Genomic DNA, 14,671 nt, shown 5'->3' on the forward strand with positions numbered 1-14,671 from the left:
ACAAGAGGAGGAAGTAATATGGAAATCGCAATGACAGTTTTAAAATTTATTGGTGGAGCAATCCCATTAATTCAAGACCTTCTAAAAACATTTATGTAAATTCATTATTTAGCAATTATCTATAAAATTATCATAGCTTAATACGGACAAGAGGAGGAAGTAATATGGAAATCGCAATGACAGTTTTAAAATTTATTGGTGGAGCAATCCCATTAATTCAAGACCTTCTAAAAACATTTATGTAAATTCATTATTTAGCAATTATCTATAAAATTATCATAGCTTAATACGGACAAGAGGAGGAAGTAATATGGAAATCGCAATGACAGTTTTAAAATTTATTGGTGGAGCAATCCCATTAATTCAAGACCTTCTAAAAACATTTATGTAAATTCATTATTTAGCAATTATTTATAAAATTATCATACAAATGATCTGTATATCAAAAATAAATTGATGTGCAGATCATTTGTGTGAGCAAAGTCCCTTTAACATTATTAAGGGACTTTTTTAAATTTCTACATATGTTGCTTTGAAATAAAGTTTGATAAAAATGAAGTCACAAACCTTTATTTAACAGCAACAACAAAAACTCTATTTTGTAAAAAAGATTGATCAAAATGGAGTTACTTTTTTTAACTAAGTATGAGATTTTTATAAAAAAGTTTAATCAAAACTCACTTAGAATCTTTTACTTGAAGAAATAAAGCATCGTATCTTTTTTATGAACATCGTTAATTTAGAATGAATTTTGACCATATCTGTAATTACTTGTAAAATGTTATACATAGAAAGGTATTTTAGGATAAATATAGAAGGGGTATGTTTTTTAGTTTTAAAGGGGCTAAAGCGCATCTATTTTATGTTTTCAGAGGGAGAATTGGAAAATCATATGAAGAATTTTAAAAAAAGTACAGGTAAAATTTTACTAGCATCTGGATTAGTAGTTTCTATGTCAGCTTGTAGTGTAACTAGTTTATTTGGAGACAAAGAAAAAACAAATGCTGAATCTGGTAAACAAGAAAGTAAGGAAACTAAGACAGAAGGAACAAGTTCAGCTAAATCAGAAAGTAAATCATCTGAAACAAAGGAAAAATCAACTAACTCGAAAGAAGAAAGTAAAGATGTTCAAATGGTTCGAGTTTTAGCAGAAGATTATCCACAACTTATGTTAGACATTGAACAAGATATGTTAAAACGCTTTGATTACTATGATTCTTCTGTAAAAGATTATCACAAAGGAAGTAAATCAAAAGTAGAGGTCCAAGATGCTATCAAAGACTTAGATAAAGTATTCGATAAAATTGAGCATATAGATGCACCTGCTAAGTATAAGGAAGACCATAAAGAAATCGTAAAAGCTGTTGGAAAGTTAAGAGAGACTTTTGCAGAGATATCAAAAGCATTTAAAACGAAAGACTATGCTATGGATAATGATAAAGAAATTTTAGCGAAAGCAAACGAGAAGTTAAGTGAAGCAAAACGTATTTGGAAACCAGTATTTGATAAGCTAAGTGCAGAAGCAAAAGGTGGTTCAACTAGTTCTACAAGCAGTTCTTCAAATTCTTCTAGTTCTTCTAAATCACCAAGTCTATCTAGTGGTAATGAAGTGAAGACATACAGTACCCAAGATAAAACTGGTATATTTAAAGGACAAATTGATACACCTGATGAGAGTTCAGCTAAGTTTAAAAATGTACAGAACAACTATAAAGATGGTACAGAACTTGTAGGTAATTGGGGTATTGATTACGGAAACGGAGTAAAAACTACGTTAGTCCTAAAAGCAGACAAGACATTTGAAACATATGCAAATGGTTCTTATCCAAACAAAGATAATTACTTAACAGGAACATATCAAGCAGACGTTGCTTCCCATCAGTTAACGTTAATGGTAGAAAAAGGAACTCAAGATGGTCAAGAAGTGAAATTGGAAAGACCTATTTATTCATCATACGAGGTTAAAAACTTAGATGGTAAAGCATTACAGATTTTCCACATAGATGAACATGTAACAATTTGTTATATAAAACAATAAATAATTAGCGAAAAACTCTGTAAAATGATTTTTACAGAGTTTTTTTTGTTAGTTCTAATTTATTATAAACGATCAGACTTTTTTATAAATTACCAAACTTTATTTCAAACCCACAACATACTTGAGGTTCCATCACATCAACATCAAGTTAAAAGCACTTTTAAAGCATTACAAAGTGCTTTTTATTTATTATAAATACGAATGTAAACTTTTGAATATTAGTTTACATTCAAATCCCTTTAAATATTGACTTCCCACCAAAACCCCTGATATCCTCAAAACAAACGACGAAAGTATACATTCGAAATACTAATAATAAGGAGCTGAAGAGTAACAAATAAATATATTTGATCTTCATCTCCGTAATTTAACTTTTAATTAAATTTTATGAACTTAACTCAATCTTACGATCACAAAATTCAGCTACATAAGGGTCATGTGTAACAACTAATAATGTTTTACCTTCCTGATTCAATTCTTTCAAAAACCTCAAAACCATATCACGATTTTCTGAATCTAATGCACCTGTAGGCTCATCAGCTAAAATAATTTCGCATGGTTTTAACATCAATCTTGCTAATGCAACTCGTTGTTGCTCCCCACCACTTAGTTCGTAAATTCTATTATTCATTTTATCCATAAGCCCAACTTTACTCATTACTTGTTGTTTTAGTTCTTCTTTATTTATGTTTTTTGTAAATTTTAATGCTATATCTAAATTTTTACTAACTGTTTCTTGATCTATTAATGCATAGTTTTGAAATAAAAATCCAAATTTATCACGTAATAATTTTATATTTTGTTTATGATTTATTTTCTCACCATCAATCAACACTTCACCTTCTTCAAAGGATTCTAAAGAACCAATAATATTTAACAATGTTGATTTTCCTACTCCACTTGGACCAATTAAAGCAATCATTTCTCCACGAGAAATTTTAAAATTTATGTTTTTAAAGATATAATCCGAATTATATTTTTTACTTAGTTCTCTTACTTCAATCATTTTTACTCTCCTTTAACAACAGATACTATTTCTTTATATTCTGAAGTTCTTATAATAAAGTGTGTTAACAATAACTCGAAACATGCCACACCAACAATCAGTGAAATAATAAATAAGGAAACTCCAAACAATAAAACAAATGTTACTAATGTTATAAACCATAAACTTACTATAATAAAAATAAACTTATAATGTTTATCCATGAAAGAATAACCATGAATTGTTTGAACAGCTAAAACAAATTTGCTACGCTCCAAATAATTTAAAATAGTAATGAAAATAATAAAAAATAATAATAAACTTACAAATATAAGTGTAAACTCCAAAATCAAACTTTCCTGTTTTAAATCACTTATTTTTTTAGATACAGATCCATATACCCCAGGAGTTCCAACAATTAAATCCTCAGTTTTAGTTTCAGAAATAACCGGTAACAATTCACGATAAGAATTCATAATATCTTTCACTTCTGTTAATATTCGGCCATTACTTAAATAACTAATATAACTTTCTGGTCCAAACGTATTAGAATCAATCAAAATTAAAATACAATCTTTTACCGATTCTTTTTCAAAAGAATTTGTATGATCATATAAAAACTGGTATTGATTATTTTTTATATAATGAAAATCTAAAGATATATTTTGAGATTCGAAATCATTTTGACTCATCTCTTTAATCACAACTTTGTCAAAATACTTCTGTGTTCTAAAATAATCTAAAAAATCTTTTTTAAGCTCTTTTTCCAGCGAACGATACTTTTCTGGTACAAGTAAAGTTAATTCAGTATCACTTTTAGGTTTTAAATTTTCTAAAGAATTATTATCAATATCAAATACTTGATGATTTTTTAAATAATTACTATTAACTACAGCATATTTCTGTGAAACAGATTCAGTATACCTAGAACCAGCTAAACCAGGCATAAAATAACTAGAAGGAGCCATCAAAATAGAATGATCTTCAATCTTTTTATATAAATTAACGATACTCAAACCGTTTTGATAATTTTGCTTTTCATTATTAGCTAAATCAGACGCTTTGCCTCCATACTCAAAAAAAGCATACGATTTTAATTTATCCCAATCCTTCATTTTATCAATACGATCATTTAATTCCTTTTGTGTATGTAGCAAATTAAATACTAAAAAAATTAAAATAAAAGATGCAACATACTTAGACGTAATATTTAATATATTTATAAATTTAAAAGGTTGTTTATTTTTAATCATTCTTTGTATCGTAACGTACTTAACAGCAAAAAATACAACACTATTAATAACCAATATAGCTATAATATAAAAAGCAAAAATTAACATACTAAATAATATAAAATCAAAGAAACGTTTTCCTTCAAATGTAAACCACACAAATAAAAATAAAATTATCATGGTTGGTAATAAAAGATAAATAATTAATTTCAATTTCTCTATCATTAAATAAAAATAAATTGTTCTCTCTTTATATCCATGAAGTTTTAAAATTGCTAACTCCTTATATCGCATAAAAATTTCATATAAAGTTACAAAAAACATTACAAGCATAAAAATAATTGCACATATCATTAAAATAAAAATTCCTGGCATTGCTAACAAAGTACCAATGAGATAGTTGATATTCAGCGAATTATAATCATTATAAATCAACCCTAAATCTGTTATTTTCTTTTTAATCATTTCACGCTGATTATTAGTTTGATATTGAAAGCTATAAAAACCTATTATCGATTTCCCCTCAGCCTTTACTAATGGTTGAAGCGTCATACTTGAACTTTTATTAAACAAATTAATATCACCATTATTTGTTGATAAAACTTTAAGATTTTCTATATCTACATTCTTTAAGGGAATTACATCCCTAACTTTAAATCCATTATAAATAGAACAATAATAATTATAATTAACTCCACCTTTATTAGAAGTAGAATACTGCTTTTTATAAATATTAATTTTTTGCTCTTTTGCGAAGTCATCTAACTCAGTCAAAATATCAATACTTTTTCGATCCTTAGACCATGAAGTAACCTCAATTGTAGAAACATTAGTTCCTGGAAAATATAATTGCTGATACGATTCTTTTAAATCAAATAAAAAGATACTCAAAACAGAACATATCAAAAACCCTAAACTAATCATAATTAATAATATCTTTTTCATAGTTTCTCCTATCCTTCACTATAAATTAACAATTAATGTAAAAGGATTCCAGTGATAAATACACCGAAATCCTTTTACATTAATTATTGAAGGTTATAATATGTTGAGATCGAATTATACCACTTATAAGTAGATGAAGCTTTAGCCCAATAACCTGGATTAGTCCAACCACTTGAAAAAGTGTTATCTCCTACTTTAACAGCCGCACTGTGTACTCTACTACCATGATAATATTCAGAATGTACTACACCATCGCTATACCAATGATTCCATGTACCGCCCCCAACATCGTCAGCTGATGCTGCTGTAGCAAAAGCACCTACACACATAGCGCCTAATACTAAACTAGACATTTTTTTCTTTAATCCCATTTGACATCCACCTTCCAAATTTTAAATTGAAAATAATAAGATTTGCTCACTTATTATTTTATTTTTTCCGAAAATTGTCAAAAAGAAAAAAATACAAAAACTGACAAAGACAATAAAATATATCAGATTAAATAATAAAATTATAAAAAATATTTTTAATATTCAAAATATTACAAGGAGTAAAATTCTATTACAGCACCTGATTCATTTAATTAATCCAATATGTTAATTAGATGAAAAACAATTTATGTTTAATATTAATTTTCATCTAATTCCAAATATAAATGTTCTTTAAACTTCTTTTTTTCTATTGTTTTGTTTAAAAATTCTTTTAATTTGTTTTTTTCAAATTCAGTTATATTCAATTCTTTAAAATCACTTTCACTTATTTCTATACCATTTAATAATTCATAAATATCTTTCATAATTCACCACCTAAGTAATATTAAAAATCACATTTTCTATAAATAAATTTACAATCTATATAACGAATCAAAAAAATAAATCTCTCACTTTACAATACTAGAAATATAACATAAGTATAGCAAGGTAATGCTTGTATGCTGATCTACACTGCATTCCCTTGCTATATTTCAATTCTTCTTTTTCCGACATTAGAACCCTACAAAGAATATCAACCACATTTAATTTTTAAACAAACCGAAAAAACCTTTCCGTTTTTGTTTCTGATTTTGCTGCTGCATATCTCTAATGTTTTCAAGTAATAACTGATCCCGCTTCTCTAACTTCTTCTCTATAAAAACTTCTAATTCACTATTTTTACCCTCTACTTCAGTTAATTTTCTCTCAGTATTAGCCAAATACTCTTTTGTAGTAACCAATTCATTCGTAATCTCTTGTAATTTTTGAACAAGTGCTTGATTGAACTGATTTTGTAATTGTTGATTTTCTAATACTTCATTCAATTTCTTTTCTAATTCCGATTTTTCTTCTTTTGAAACAAACGAATCAAGTTCACCATTCTTCCATGCCCGAACTTGATCGTAGGACCAATTTTGTACCTGTATTTTTTCCTTTATAGCTTTCAATTCTTCAATGTTTTCCTTAGAATACCTGCGATGCCCTCCCTGGCTTCGCTCCGTTTGTATATTAAATTCATTTGACCATACTTTTAATAAATCGGGAGTAACCCCTAGGCGATCCGCAACAATTTTCGGTGTATACATTTCCGATTTTAGTTCCAATTTTAATTCCTCCCCCAAAAACGGAATACGTTTTTTACTCATAAACACAATTAAATCAATATTTCAATCAAAATCGGAATTCACTTACAACTGATATTACAACCGATTTTAAAAACGAATTAATTTCGAAATACATTCCGATTTTAACACTGATATTCATTACTTCTCGATAATAACATCAAAATCTTTTTTATTTATACAAGATTTTATGCAAAAAAAAAAGAATAGCGAGGATCCCGAGAATCCCCGCCATATTAACGATGTATAAAATCATGTATATCCATTTTACTAGAAAAGAAAAAAGAACCACATAAAAACAAGAGTTCCCCCTTCATCCTTGCTACCGATAATGAGACGTTATGTTAACCTCATATGTATAGAATATACAGTTAACTAAAAATGAAAAGTTTACATTTGAAAATGAACAATAAAAAAACAGTAGTGATTTTATACACTACTGTTTTTTTATTGTTTCTTATAAGTGAATTATTTATATTCCTGTCTATATAATTTAAACGAATAAATAGCTCCAATAAAGATTACAAAGGCTTCAAATAATATAAAGATTTGACGGAAATTCTCAATATCCTTACCAACTAAAGAAATAAATATGCAATTCATTAGAATTTGAGTAGAAAACATACAAGAAATAATTTTAAAATAAATACCATTTGTTTTTTCATCTGGTTTACCAATTTTTTTGTAAATAATAATAAGTGCAATTACTGAACCCAAAAATAGAAGTGCTGTAAGTCCTACAACGATATTGAAATTGCCTGTACTTTCTAACATCCATTTATTTAATAGATCAATCATTATTATCTTCCTTTCCTACATAAGAGAATATTTCGTTCTTCTTTTTCACTATAATAAAAAAAGAAAAAGGAAAACATCGAACTTTCTTACAAACATTCGTGTATTCTTACAGTTTTGTCATTTTGTAAATGTATTCAGCGCCTTGCCTTTCGCTAACTGGCGGTTCAGCTTAGCGAAAGCTAAAAACCCACCGAAAATAAGAGCCAGCAAATGAAATTTATATTACCTAATGCTTAAAACTACTTCCTATATCGATAATTATGTAAACACAAAAGTTCTCCAGTTAAACAATCCGGAGAACTTTTAATAGTTTTCTAAGTTATCTTCCAAATACACTCAATCCTAAATAAATCAAACTATAACTAATTAAAGCACTTGCAAGCATCAAACCTATTTTTAATAATTTGTCTTTTATATTAGGCTTTACTTCACTTACAGGTTTTCCCTCTATAAAATCAACTATTTGACGATAAGTTTTTAAATTATGCTCTTTTTTTATGTTTTCAACTTGCTGTGATGAAAACATAAGCAAAATCGTAAGTACCAAAGGTATTATAAGACCATAATAACCAAAAAAGTAAAATACAGGTGCAATAGAAATAGGGAGTATAATCATTGATGCTAACATGATGTAACTCCACTTAAAGAAAGTTGATTTTTGAAGTTCTTCTTTCATGATCTTTACATCTCCTTTAACTAAATCATCCAGGGAGACATTAAAGAGAATACTCATCATTAGTAAATTATGAATATCTGGATAGTTCCTTTCATTTTCCCAGTTAGAAATAGATTGTCTGGAAACATGAATTTTTTCTGCTAACTTCTCTTGGGACATATTATCCCGTTTACGAAAATATTGTATCTGTTTACCAATGTTCATTTATACATCTCCCTTAAGTTTGAAGTTAAGTTAAAGGCTAATTAAAGACTACCAAATTTCTTTATAATAACGTGATTTTAAGATGTAAAAATGTTTTATCATATGATTTTCCCTCCACTTATAAGTGGAGATAACAAAAAATTGTTAAAAAGGGTTTCCCCCTGTTTTTGGGTGTGAGTGCTGGCTGGGGGTCTGGGGGCTAGCACCCAGGAACTTAACGTAACTAAATATAGAATAAGCTTATTATTTAAATCGATAGAACTAGCGGTTCGGCGGGTATAATTGCTGATCCAAGTCGAGCAACTTAATCCTGTTTTTGGTCTGTTCGGCTTGGCGAAAGCTAAAAACCCGCCGAAAAAAGTTTTGCAAGGACATAATAAAAAAAGAAAAGCATTAGCTTTTAGGTGAGGATTAACGAACCGACTTTTTTTATTATGAAGGTGGAGATTTTTGAGCGTTGTTTGCTCAAAAATACTACCTGTTCCTTGCGGAACTTTTAGCCCTTTAATAATAGTGATAATAGAGAGCATCATTAAAAAGTGCTATAAATCCAGTTGTACCAAGGGTTTATAGCACTTTTTAGGGTGTGACGTTTTCGTCACACTTTTAGCCCTTTTTGTGACGTTTTCGTCACACCTAAAAAATTACAAATAAGTTATAAAACACATAAAAAAATAGACTGTATCAATTTGATACAGTCTAAAAAAATCTAGCTGGCAATTTCACCTTTTTACCATTTTGATCTTTAAGATTTTTCAAAGAATGTTGAAACAATCTCATTGTCAATTTATCAAGTTTTACTTCATTTTTTCTAGGTGCACAAATCATTATGTAAGGATTTACTATCCATGTTCTAGGACTTACAGTACGACCATTTTCAATAATTTGCCCAGCACCTTCTGGATTAAGTAAAATCTCTTTTTTCTTTAATGAATTCATAACCAAAGAAGTTTTTTCTCTTGATTTCCCTATCATTTCAGCAATCTCAGAAACAGTTGCGGCTTTTGGTAATTCAAAATCGTCCTCAACGTTAGTTCGTTTCCTTTTAAATTTATCATCTCTACAAATAATGACATTACTTCTAAATTCCAAGTAAGCTTGAATTCTAAATAAAAAACTTTCTTCAGCTTGAGTTAAATAACCAATACTATTCAATAAATCTAAATTTCTATGCATTACTTGATTAAATGGTTCACCAGCAAATGGATCTTTATTAGTTCCAACGTAATGATCTTCTCCAGTTAATTCTTTTAACTGTTGTAAAAGAGACTTTTTAAGTTCTTCAGCTTGGTCCCTTTGTTTTGCATCTTTCTCAAAATCTCGTTTTCTAGCATTACCATTAGCTTGTTTTAAAGCTTGTCCTAAAGTTTGACCATTCTCTTCTTTCATTTTATCGATTCCTCCTCTAATTGAGGGAATCAACAAAAATACCTATTTTTTGCTATTTGATTATGAATCAAATTATGATAATCTATAACCAGACAAATAAGTTTTAGGTATTTTCGTAGAATACCCTTTTAAAAGAGTCATGTTAGCCGCATGACTCTTTTTTCATTCTATCACGTTTTCAATAACCTTAAAGATGAAAACAAAGTTTCCCTAATTTTTTTATCGTTCCATTTCATATCCTCGTTGTTTATGGAGTTCCCTCTTATGTTCCTGTTCAAAATGATTGCTAACTCCCTTATTATCCAATTCATTTTTAACAAGCCCACTAAACCTCTTAAAATGCTCCCCAAGGACTTTTTTCGTATTGTGATATAAAACCTTTATATTAGCCTGTAAACCTCTTATATGAGCTTTTAATGAACTATTTTCCCTATTTAATACACTAACTTCTTTTTGTAACTGACTTTTTTCTTGTTTCAACGTCCGATTTTCTTCCATCCATCCCTCTGCATGCACTTTTAAACTTTCATTCTCTTTCACAAAATCTGTTTCTCTCAAACGCTCATAATCTGTTTTGATAGTAACCGCTGCATTCACTTGTTTTGTTAATTCTTGATATTGTTCTGGTGATAACACATAATTTCTTGTCTGTTTCTTCGTGATTTCAGCTTTTCCAAACATTTTATCTTGTACTTCTATTACTACTTCTCTACGCAAAAATGGAATTTTAACAGGTTCATTTGGTACTTGATCCGTAGCACTATCTAATTCTTTTTGCATTTGTATTACTCTTTTTTCTAACTCTAGATGACACTGGCCAATTAGCTGCAGTTTTTCACTTTCGCTCTCTACTTGTTGTTTTACTATCTCTAATTCTTTGTACGTATCAACAACATCACTTTCCAAACCCTTTTTCGCTACTTGTAATTCATTTGTTTTCTCTTCAACGTTTTTTAAATGATCATCAATCATTTGTAACTGCGTTTCTTTTTCTTGTACTTGGTTCTCAACAAAGGATTTTGTTTCTGCATATTCCTTGTATTGACGAACTTTCATGTATTTATGTGAACCTACATTAGCACGTTCAAAATGCGGAATGTGTTCTTTCGCTAATTGTTCAATATAAGACGTTTCCGCTTCTCTCCAATGCGCAATTAACTTTCTTCCCTTTCCTTCGACACCTTGTTGTTGCAAGGCTCTATCCATTCCGACACGCCTCGTTAATCCTCGACTACTTTCGAAATTCGGTACATAGTTAATATGTAAATGCGGATTGGCTTCATCATCATGTAAAACCATGTTATAAACAGCTAGATTTGGATTTCGCTCTTGAAACGCTTCAGCATACTGTTTTAACGCTTCCTTTTTGGCTTCCCTATACTTGGGGTCGTCTTTGCCTTCCCCAATCGCTACAACCAATTCTCGTTGCTCATGTGTCTTATCGTCTTTATGTATTTTGTCATAGTAATCCGTAATTTTACGGTCATTCCTTTTTTGTTTCCCATTATACTTGTCCACTGCTTCTTGAAAGACATCCTTGTATACACTTCGGATGTCCCTTTGAACAAAATAGATATTCTCCTCTGACCTAGATGGATCTATTCCAGGATTCCCGTGAATATTTTCTCTGTTATTGTGGCTCAATGAACTTTGGTGAGATTGATTAAATGAGATAGAACCCAACATAAAGTGCCACCACTTTCCCTAGATTAATTGATACCATAAGTCTAGCAAAGCGACGAAATGGAGTCAATTAAAGTAACCCTATACTTATTTTGACGCTGACGCATCAAAATCGTTAGGGGTCTGCGACGCTTTCCGGCTTTGCCGGGCCATGCCAAGCATGGCAAAAAGACCTCGGACTTTGTCCGAACCTACAAGGGGAATTCTTCCCCTTGACCCCATCAAAAAAATGAAATAGTCGTTCGCCTATGAACGCTATTTATTCCACGTTTTCTTGACCACGAGCCTCTAAACCCTCAAACTCCCGAAGGCGATCCCACCGGTCAAAAACCGCCCGATGGGGCCACCTCCCGTAGTTTGCATGAGGGTTCCCCTCATCATCAAGAAACTTTCGCGGCATAATCGCTTTGTTTCTCTACACAAAAAAGGGCATATCCCTTTCGGAATCGCCCTTTCGCTTTGAGAATATGTACCAGTTTATTATTTTATCCGGGTGTACTCTGGAAAATAGCCCCCGTCAACTGATATCGGTTTTATATTTTGCCGATCGATACCGAAAAATTGCTCGATTCAAGGTATCAAAAATTATATACCAATGTAGTAAAAAGTTACAGAATTCACTTACACCTTAAAAAAAGAACTGTTTTTTCCTAATAAGTAGATAAAAACACATGATTTTATGAATAATGTAATTAAAGATATTCCAAAAACGCTCCCTGTAATAACTCTTTTAATATTATTACTTTGATAAGACGTTAAAAGTTGAAGTCCTCCATCTATTACTAAAGGGATCATTCCTAATATGTAAATAAAATTAGGAAATTGAAAATAAAAATACAAAACTATCCCTAAAAATAGTCCTATTAATTCTCCCGTACATCTGGCACATAAAGGGAAATAATGATTATGATAGTGAAAAGACCTATTTTTATTTTGATGACATCCAAATACTATGGGCAACCATTTATTAATAAATAACATTTAAATAGATGAGACCATACCTATTAAAAATAAGATGCCATAAAATGCAACAAAAGTTCCTACAGCAACTAACGCGCCTATACCAGCAGCCTTCGCTGATTTGGGTTTTTCATCTCTCCACACCAAAAATAAAATCAATCCTACAAGAGGAATACAACAACCTAAAACTCCCCAACCAAAGCCGCCCCTATCTTTAAGTGTAAATTTTTGTTTTACACCACAATGAGGACAAATTGAAGCCTCTTTATCAATATTTTCTCCACAATTAGAACAATACATAAAATATAATACCCCCAAAATAATTTACATTTATAAAAACACCTATATAAAAATACCAAATTTTAACTCATCTTTCTATAATTTAAATCATATTTTTTGAATTATCTTCTCTTGTTTTTGAGTGTAAATGCTGACTATCCCCCAAAGAACATACTATTAATAGTAATACTATATACAATTCTATCTCTAGTAATTTCAACATCTAAAAATAAATAAATCCCTTTCTCATTCTACAAAGTAAACTTTTGAATATTTGTTTACATAAAATAAAAAGAAGATCAAACTAGAAAAAAAATCTAGTTCGGTCTTCTTTTTATTTTAAATTCATTAATGATTGCTTTTTTTACATCACTATAAAATACCATTATCATCATTCCCAATATAGTTATAAATAAGGAAATTCCTTCGATCCCAATAAATATCCCTATAAATATAAGAGCAATACCTATAAAAAAGCCAAAATCATTTTCATCATCATCGTCCTCACACTCATCCTTATCCTTTTTATCTAACTCCTCTCTAGCATCCCCTGATCCCTTTATTAACTCATCAATTGTTACTTCATATAATTCACTAAGTAAAATCAAATTATCAATATCAGGATAACTTTTATTGCTCTCCCATTTATAAACAGCTTGTCTAGTCACTCCAACCTTTCGAGCCACATCTTCTTGTGAAAAGCTTTTTGATTCACGAAACCTTTTCAATTGCGAACCTAGATTCATATTATTCACCTCTAAGAAATCATTACATATAAACCCCTAATCAATAAAGAAACCATTAATCTAATACATGTAAACTAATGGTTCACATATTAAAATCCTTACTAAATTACTCTTTACATTTAATTAATACAATGTTATCAGAAACTAAAAAAAGAATCCCATAAACATAGGACTCTTTTTTACTTTCAAAAAGGAGTAAAACCACATGCCCATCAACCTAATATTTTGGAGTACCTCCCCAAAAAAAAATTACCTCAACACAGTTATCTATGAGAATTCAGTTCATTTTTTTGTTTTAGGGGTCACTATATCATTCTGGAGAAATTGTACGCTAAAGACTACAAAATCTTATCGAGAGGTATTGTGTATAGTTTGTTCACCTTAGGTAAGGTACAACAAAAAAGCCTTACCTCTTTAAGCAAGACTCCACTAGTATAGTTATATATATTTACATAACAATTAAGAAACTGTAAACATATAACACCAAGCATATAACAACAAGAAGCAGAACCCTAACATTCCGCCTACAGCTAATACCTGTTTAACCCAACTCTTGAGTTTCAGCTTACTATCAATCACTTGCATTATTTCCATATTGTTTCCTCCTATTAAGGAGAACCCTTAAAGACTCTCACCTTGCTATGGTACCATTTTTGTCTAAACGTATAAATATGTAATATTGCATATAGAAATGTATTGTTATAAATGTAAGCGCTTACTATAATAAAGGTATAAAGATTCACCACATCTTAATACGAAACAAGAGGAGGAAGTAATATGGAAATCGCAATGACAGTTTTAAAATTTATTGGTGGAGCAATCCCATTAATTCAAGACCTTCTAAAAACATTTATGTAAATTCATTATTTAGCAATTATCTATAAAATTATCATAGCTTAATACGGACAAGAGGAGGAAGTAATATGGAAATCGCAATGACAGTTTTAAAATTTATTGGTGGAGCAATCCCATTAATTCAAGACCTTCTAAAAACATTTATGTAAATTCATTATTTAGCAATTATCTATAAAATTATCATAGCTTAATACGGACAAGAGGAGGAAGTAATATGGAAATCGCAATGACAGTTTTAAAATTTATTGGTGGAGCAATCCCATTAATTCAAGACCTTCTAAAAACAT

14 protein-coding genes are annotated in these 14,671 nt (G+C 29.8%); 1 reads left to right on the top strand and 13 read right to left on the bottom strand.

Annotated elements, in window-relative coordinates; genetic code table 11:
* Window positions 1-880: 880 nt before the first annotated feature.
* Window positions 881-2,038 (top strand): DUF3994 domain-containing protein, encoded by a 1,158-nt coding sequence (locus tag MR109_RS28735; RefSeq protein WP_472926450.1) that lies wholly within the window; start codon window positions 881-883, stop codon window positions 2,036-2,038.
* 385 nt (window positions 2,039-2,423) lie between these two features.
* Here MR109_RS28735 and MR109_RS28740 read toward each other — a convergent pair whose 3' ends face one another.
* The 13 genes from MR109_RS28740 to MR109_RS30160 all read right to left on the bottom strand — a co-directional run bounded on the left by MR109_RS28740 (window position 2,424) and on the right by MR109_RS30160 (window position 14,123).
* Complete coding sequence (locus tag MR109_RS28740; protein ID WP_242274740.1) at window positions 2,424-3,044, bottom strand: putative bacteriocin export ABC transporter; 621 nt, start codon at window positions 3,042-3,044, stop codon at window positions 2,424-2,426.
* A 2-nt stretch (window positions 3,045-3,046) separates the two neighbouring features.
* Window positions 3,047-5,200, bottom strand: a complete 2,154-nt coding sequence (locus MR109_RS28745; protein WP_242274741.1) for a DUF1430 domain-containing protein — start codon at window positions 5,198-5,200, stop codon at window positions 3,047-3,049.
* Between the two features lie 83 nt (window positions 5,201-5,283).
* A complete protein-coding gene (locus MR109_RS28750; protein ID WP_242274742.1) occupies window positions 5,284-5,553 on the bottom strand; it encodes a lactococcin 972 family bacteriocin in 270 nt (89 codons plus the stop codon).
* A 275-nt stretch (window positions 5,554-5,828) separates the two neighbouring features.
* Window positions 5,829-5,996, bottom strand: coding sequence for a hypothetical protein (locus tag MR109_RS28755; RefSeq protein WP_242274743.1), 168 nt, complete (start codon window positions 5,994-5,996; stop codon window positions 5,829-5,831).
* Between the two features lie 219 nt (window positions 5,997-6,215).
* Window positions 6,216-6,776 (bottom strand): MerR family transcriptional regulator, encoded by a 561-nt coding sequence (locus MR109_RS28760; protein ID WP_242274744.1) that lies wholly within the window; start codon window positions 6,774-6,776, stop codon window positions 6,216-6,218.
* A gap of 486 nt (window positions 6,777-7,262) precedes the next feature.
* Window positions 7,263-7,592 (bottom strand): 6-aminohexanoate hydrolase, encoded by a 330-nt coding sequence (locus tag MR109_RS28765; RefSeq protein ID WP_242274745.1) that lies wholly within the window; start codon window positions 7,590-7,592, stop codon window positions 7,263-7,265.
* A 319-nt stretch (window positions 7,593-7,911) separates the two neighbouring features.
* Window positions 7,912-8,472, bottom strand: a complete 561-nt coding sequence (locus tag MR109_RS28770; RefSeq protein ID WP_242274746.1) for a helix-turn-helix domain-containing protein — start codon at window positions 8,470-8,472, stop codon at window positions 7,912-7,914.
* 699 nt (window positions 8,473-9,171) lie between these two features.
* Window positions 9,172-9,861, bottom strand: a complete 690-nt coding sequence (locus MR109_RS28775; RefSeq protein ID WP_242274747.1) for a Rep protein — start codon at window positions 9,859-9,861, stop codon at window positions 9,172-9,174.
* 219 nt (window positions 9,862-10,080) lie between these two features.
* The gene (locus MR109_RS28780) at window positions 10,081-11,547 is read right to left on the bottom strand and encodes a plasmid recombination protein (protein ID WP_242274748.1); all 1,467 of its coding nucleotides are present in this window, start codon (window positions 11,545-11,547) and stop codon (window positions 10,081-10,083) included.
* 618 nt (window positions 11,548-12,165) lie between these two features.
* Window positions 12,166-12,525, bottom strand: coding sequence for a DUF2085 domain-containing protein (locus MR109_RS30520; RefSeq protein WP_374202595.1), 360 nt, complete (start codon window positions 12,523-12,525; stop codon window positions 12,166-12,168).
* Window positions 12,526-12,804 (bottom strand): zinc ribbon domain-containing protein, encoded by a 279-nt coding sequence (locus MR109_RS28785; protein WP_242274749.1) that lies wholly within the window; start codon window positions 12,802-12,804, stop codon window positions 12,526-12,528.
* A gap of 296 nt (window positions 12,805-13,100) precedes the next feature.
* Window positions 13,101-13,529 carry a helix-turn-helix domain-containing protein gene (locus tag MR109_RS28790; RefSeq protein WP_242274750.1) on the bottom strand — a complete coding sequence of 143 codons (429 nt, stop codon included), beginning with the start codon at window positions 13,527-13,529 and terminating at the stop codon, window positions 13,101-13,103.
* A 459-nt stretch (window positions 13,530-13,988) separates the two neighbouring features.
* Window positions 13,989-14,123: a hypothetical protein gene (locus MR109_RS30160; protein WP_269431834.1), complete on the bottom strand. Its 135-nt coding sequence runs from the start codon at window positions 14,121-14,123 to the stop codon at window positions 13,989-13,991.
* Between the last annotated feature and the right edge of the window lie 548 nt (window positions 14,124-14,671).

It is taken from the genome of Bacillus cereus group sp. BfR-BA-01310 (assembly GCF_022664325.1).
GTDB classification, from domain to species: Bacteria; Bacillota; Bacilli; order Bacillales; family Bacillaceae_G; genus Bacillus_A; species Bacillus_A paramycoides.

Bases quoted from the DNA above. Each gene is read 5' to 3' on its own strand.
- MR109_RS28790 (WP_242274750.1), bottom strand. From the start codon at position 13,529: ATGAATCTAGGTTCGCAATTGAAAAGGTTTCGTGAATCAAAAAGCTTT.
- MR109_RS28775 (WP_242274747.1), bottom strand. From the start codon at position 9,861: ATGAAAGAAGAGAATGGTCAAACTTTAGGACAAGCTTTAAAACAAGCT.
- MR109_RS28740 (WP_242274740.1), bottom strand. From the start codon at position 3,044: ATGATTGAAGTAAGAGAACTAAGTAAAAAATATAATTCGGATTATATC.
- MR109_RS28780 (WP_242274748.1), bottom strand. From the start codon at position 11,547: ATGTTGGGTTCTATCTCATTTAATCAATCTCACCAAAGTTCATTGAGC.
- MR109_RS28755 (WP_242274743.1), bottom strand. From the start codon at position 5,996: ATGAAAGATATTTATGAATTATTAAATGGTATAGAAATAAGTGAAAGT.
- MR109_RS28750 (WP_242274742.1), bottom strand. From the start codon at position 5,553: ATGTCTAGTTTAGTATTAGGCGCTATGTGTGTAGGTGCTTTTGCTACA.
- MR109_RS28770 (WP_242274746.1), bottom strand. From the start codon at position 8,472: ATGAACATTGGTAAACAGATACAATATTTTCGTAAACGGGATAATATG.
- MR109_RS30520 (WP_374202595.1), bottom strand. From the start codon at position 12,525: ATGTTATTTATTAATAAATGGTTGCCCATAGTATTTGGATGTCATCAA.
- MR109_RS28745 (WP_242274741.1), bottom strand. From the start codon at position 5,200: ATGAAAAAGATATTATTAATTATGATTAGTTTAGGGTTTTTGATATGT.
- MR109_RS28785 (WP_242274749.1), bottom strand. From the start codon at position 12,804: ATGTATTGTTCTAATTGTGGAGAAAATATTGATAAAGAGGCTTCAATT.
- MR109_RS28765 (WP_242274745.1), bottom strand. From the start codon at position 7,592: ATGATTGATCTATTAAATAAATGGATGTTAGAAAGTACAGGCAATTTC.
- MR109_RS30160 (WP_269431834.1), bottom strand. From the start codon at position 14,123: ATGGAAATAATGCAAGTGATTGATAGTAAGCTGAAACTCAAGAGTTGG.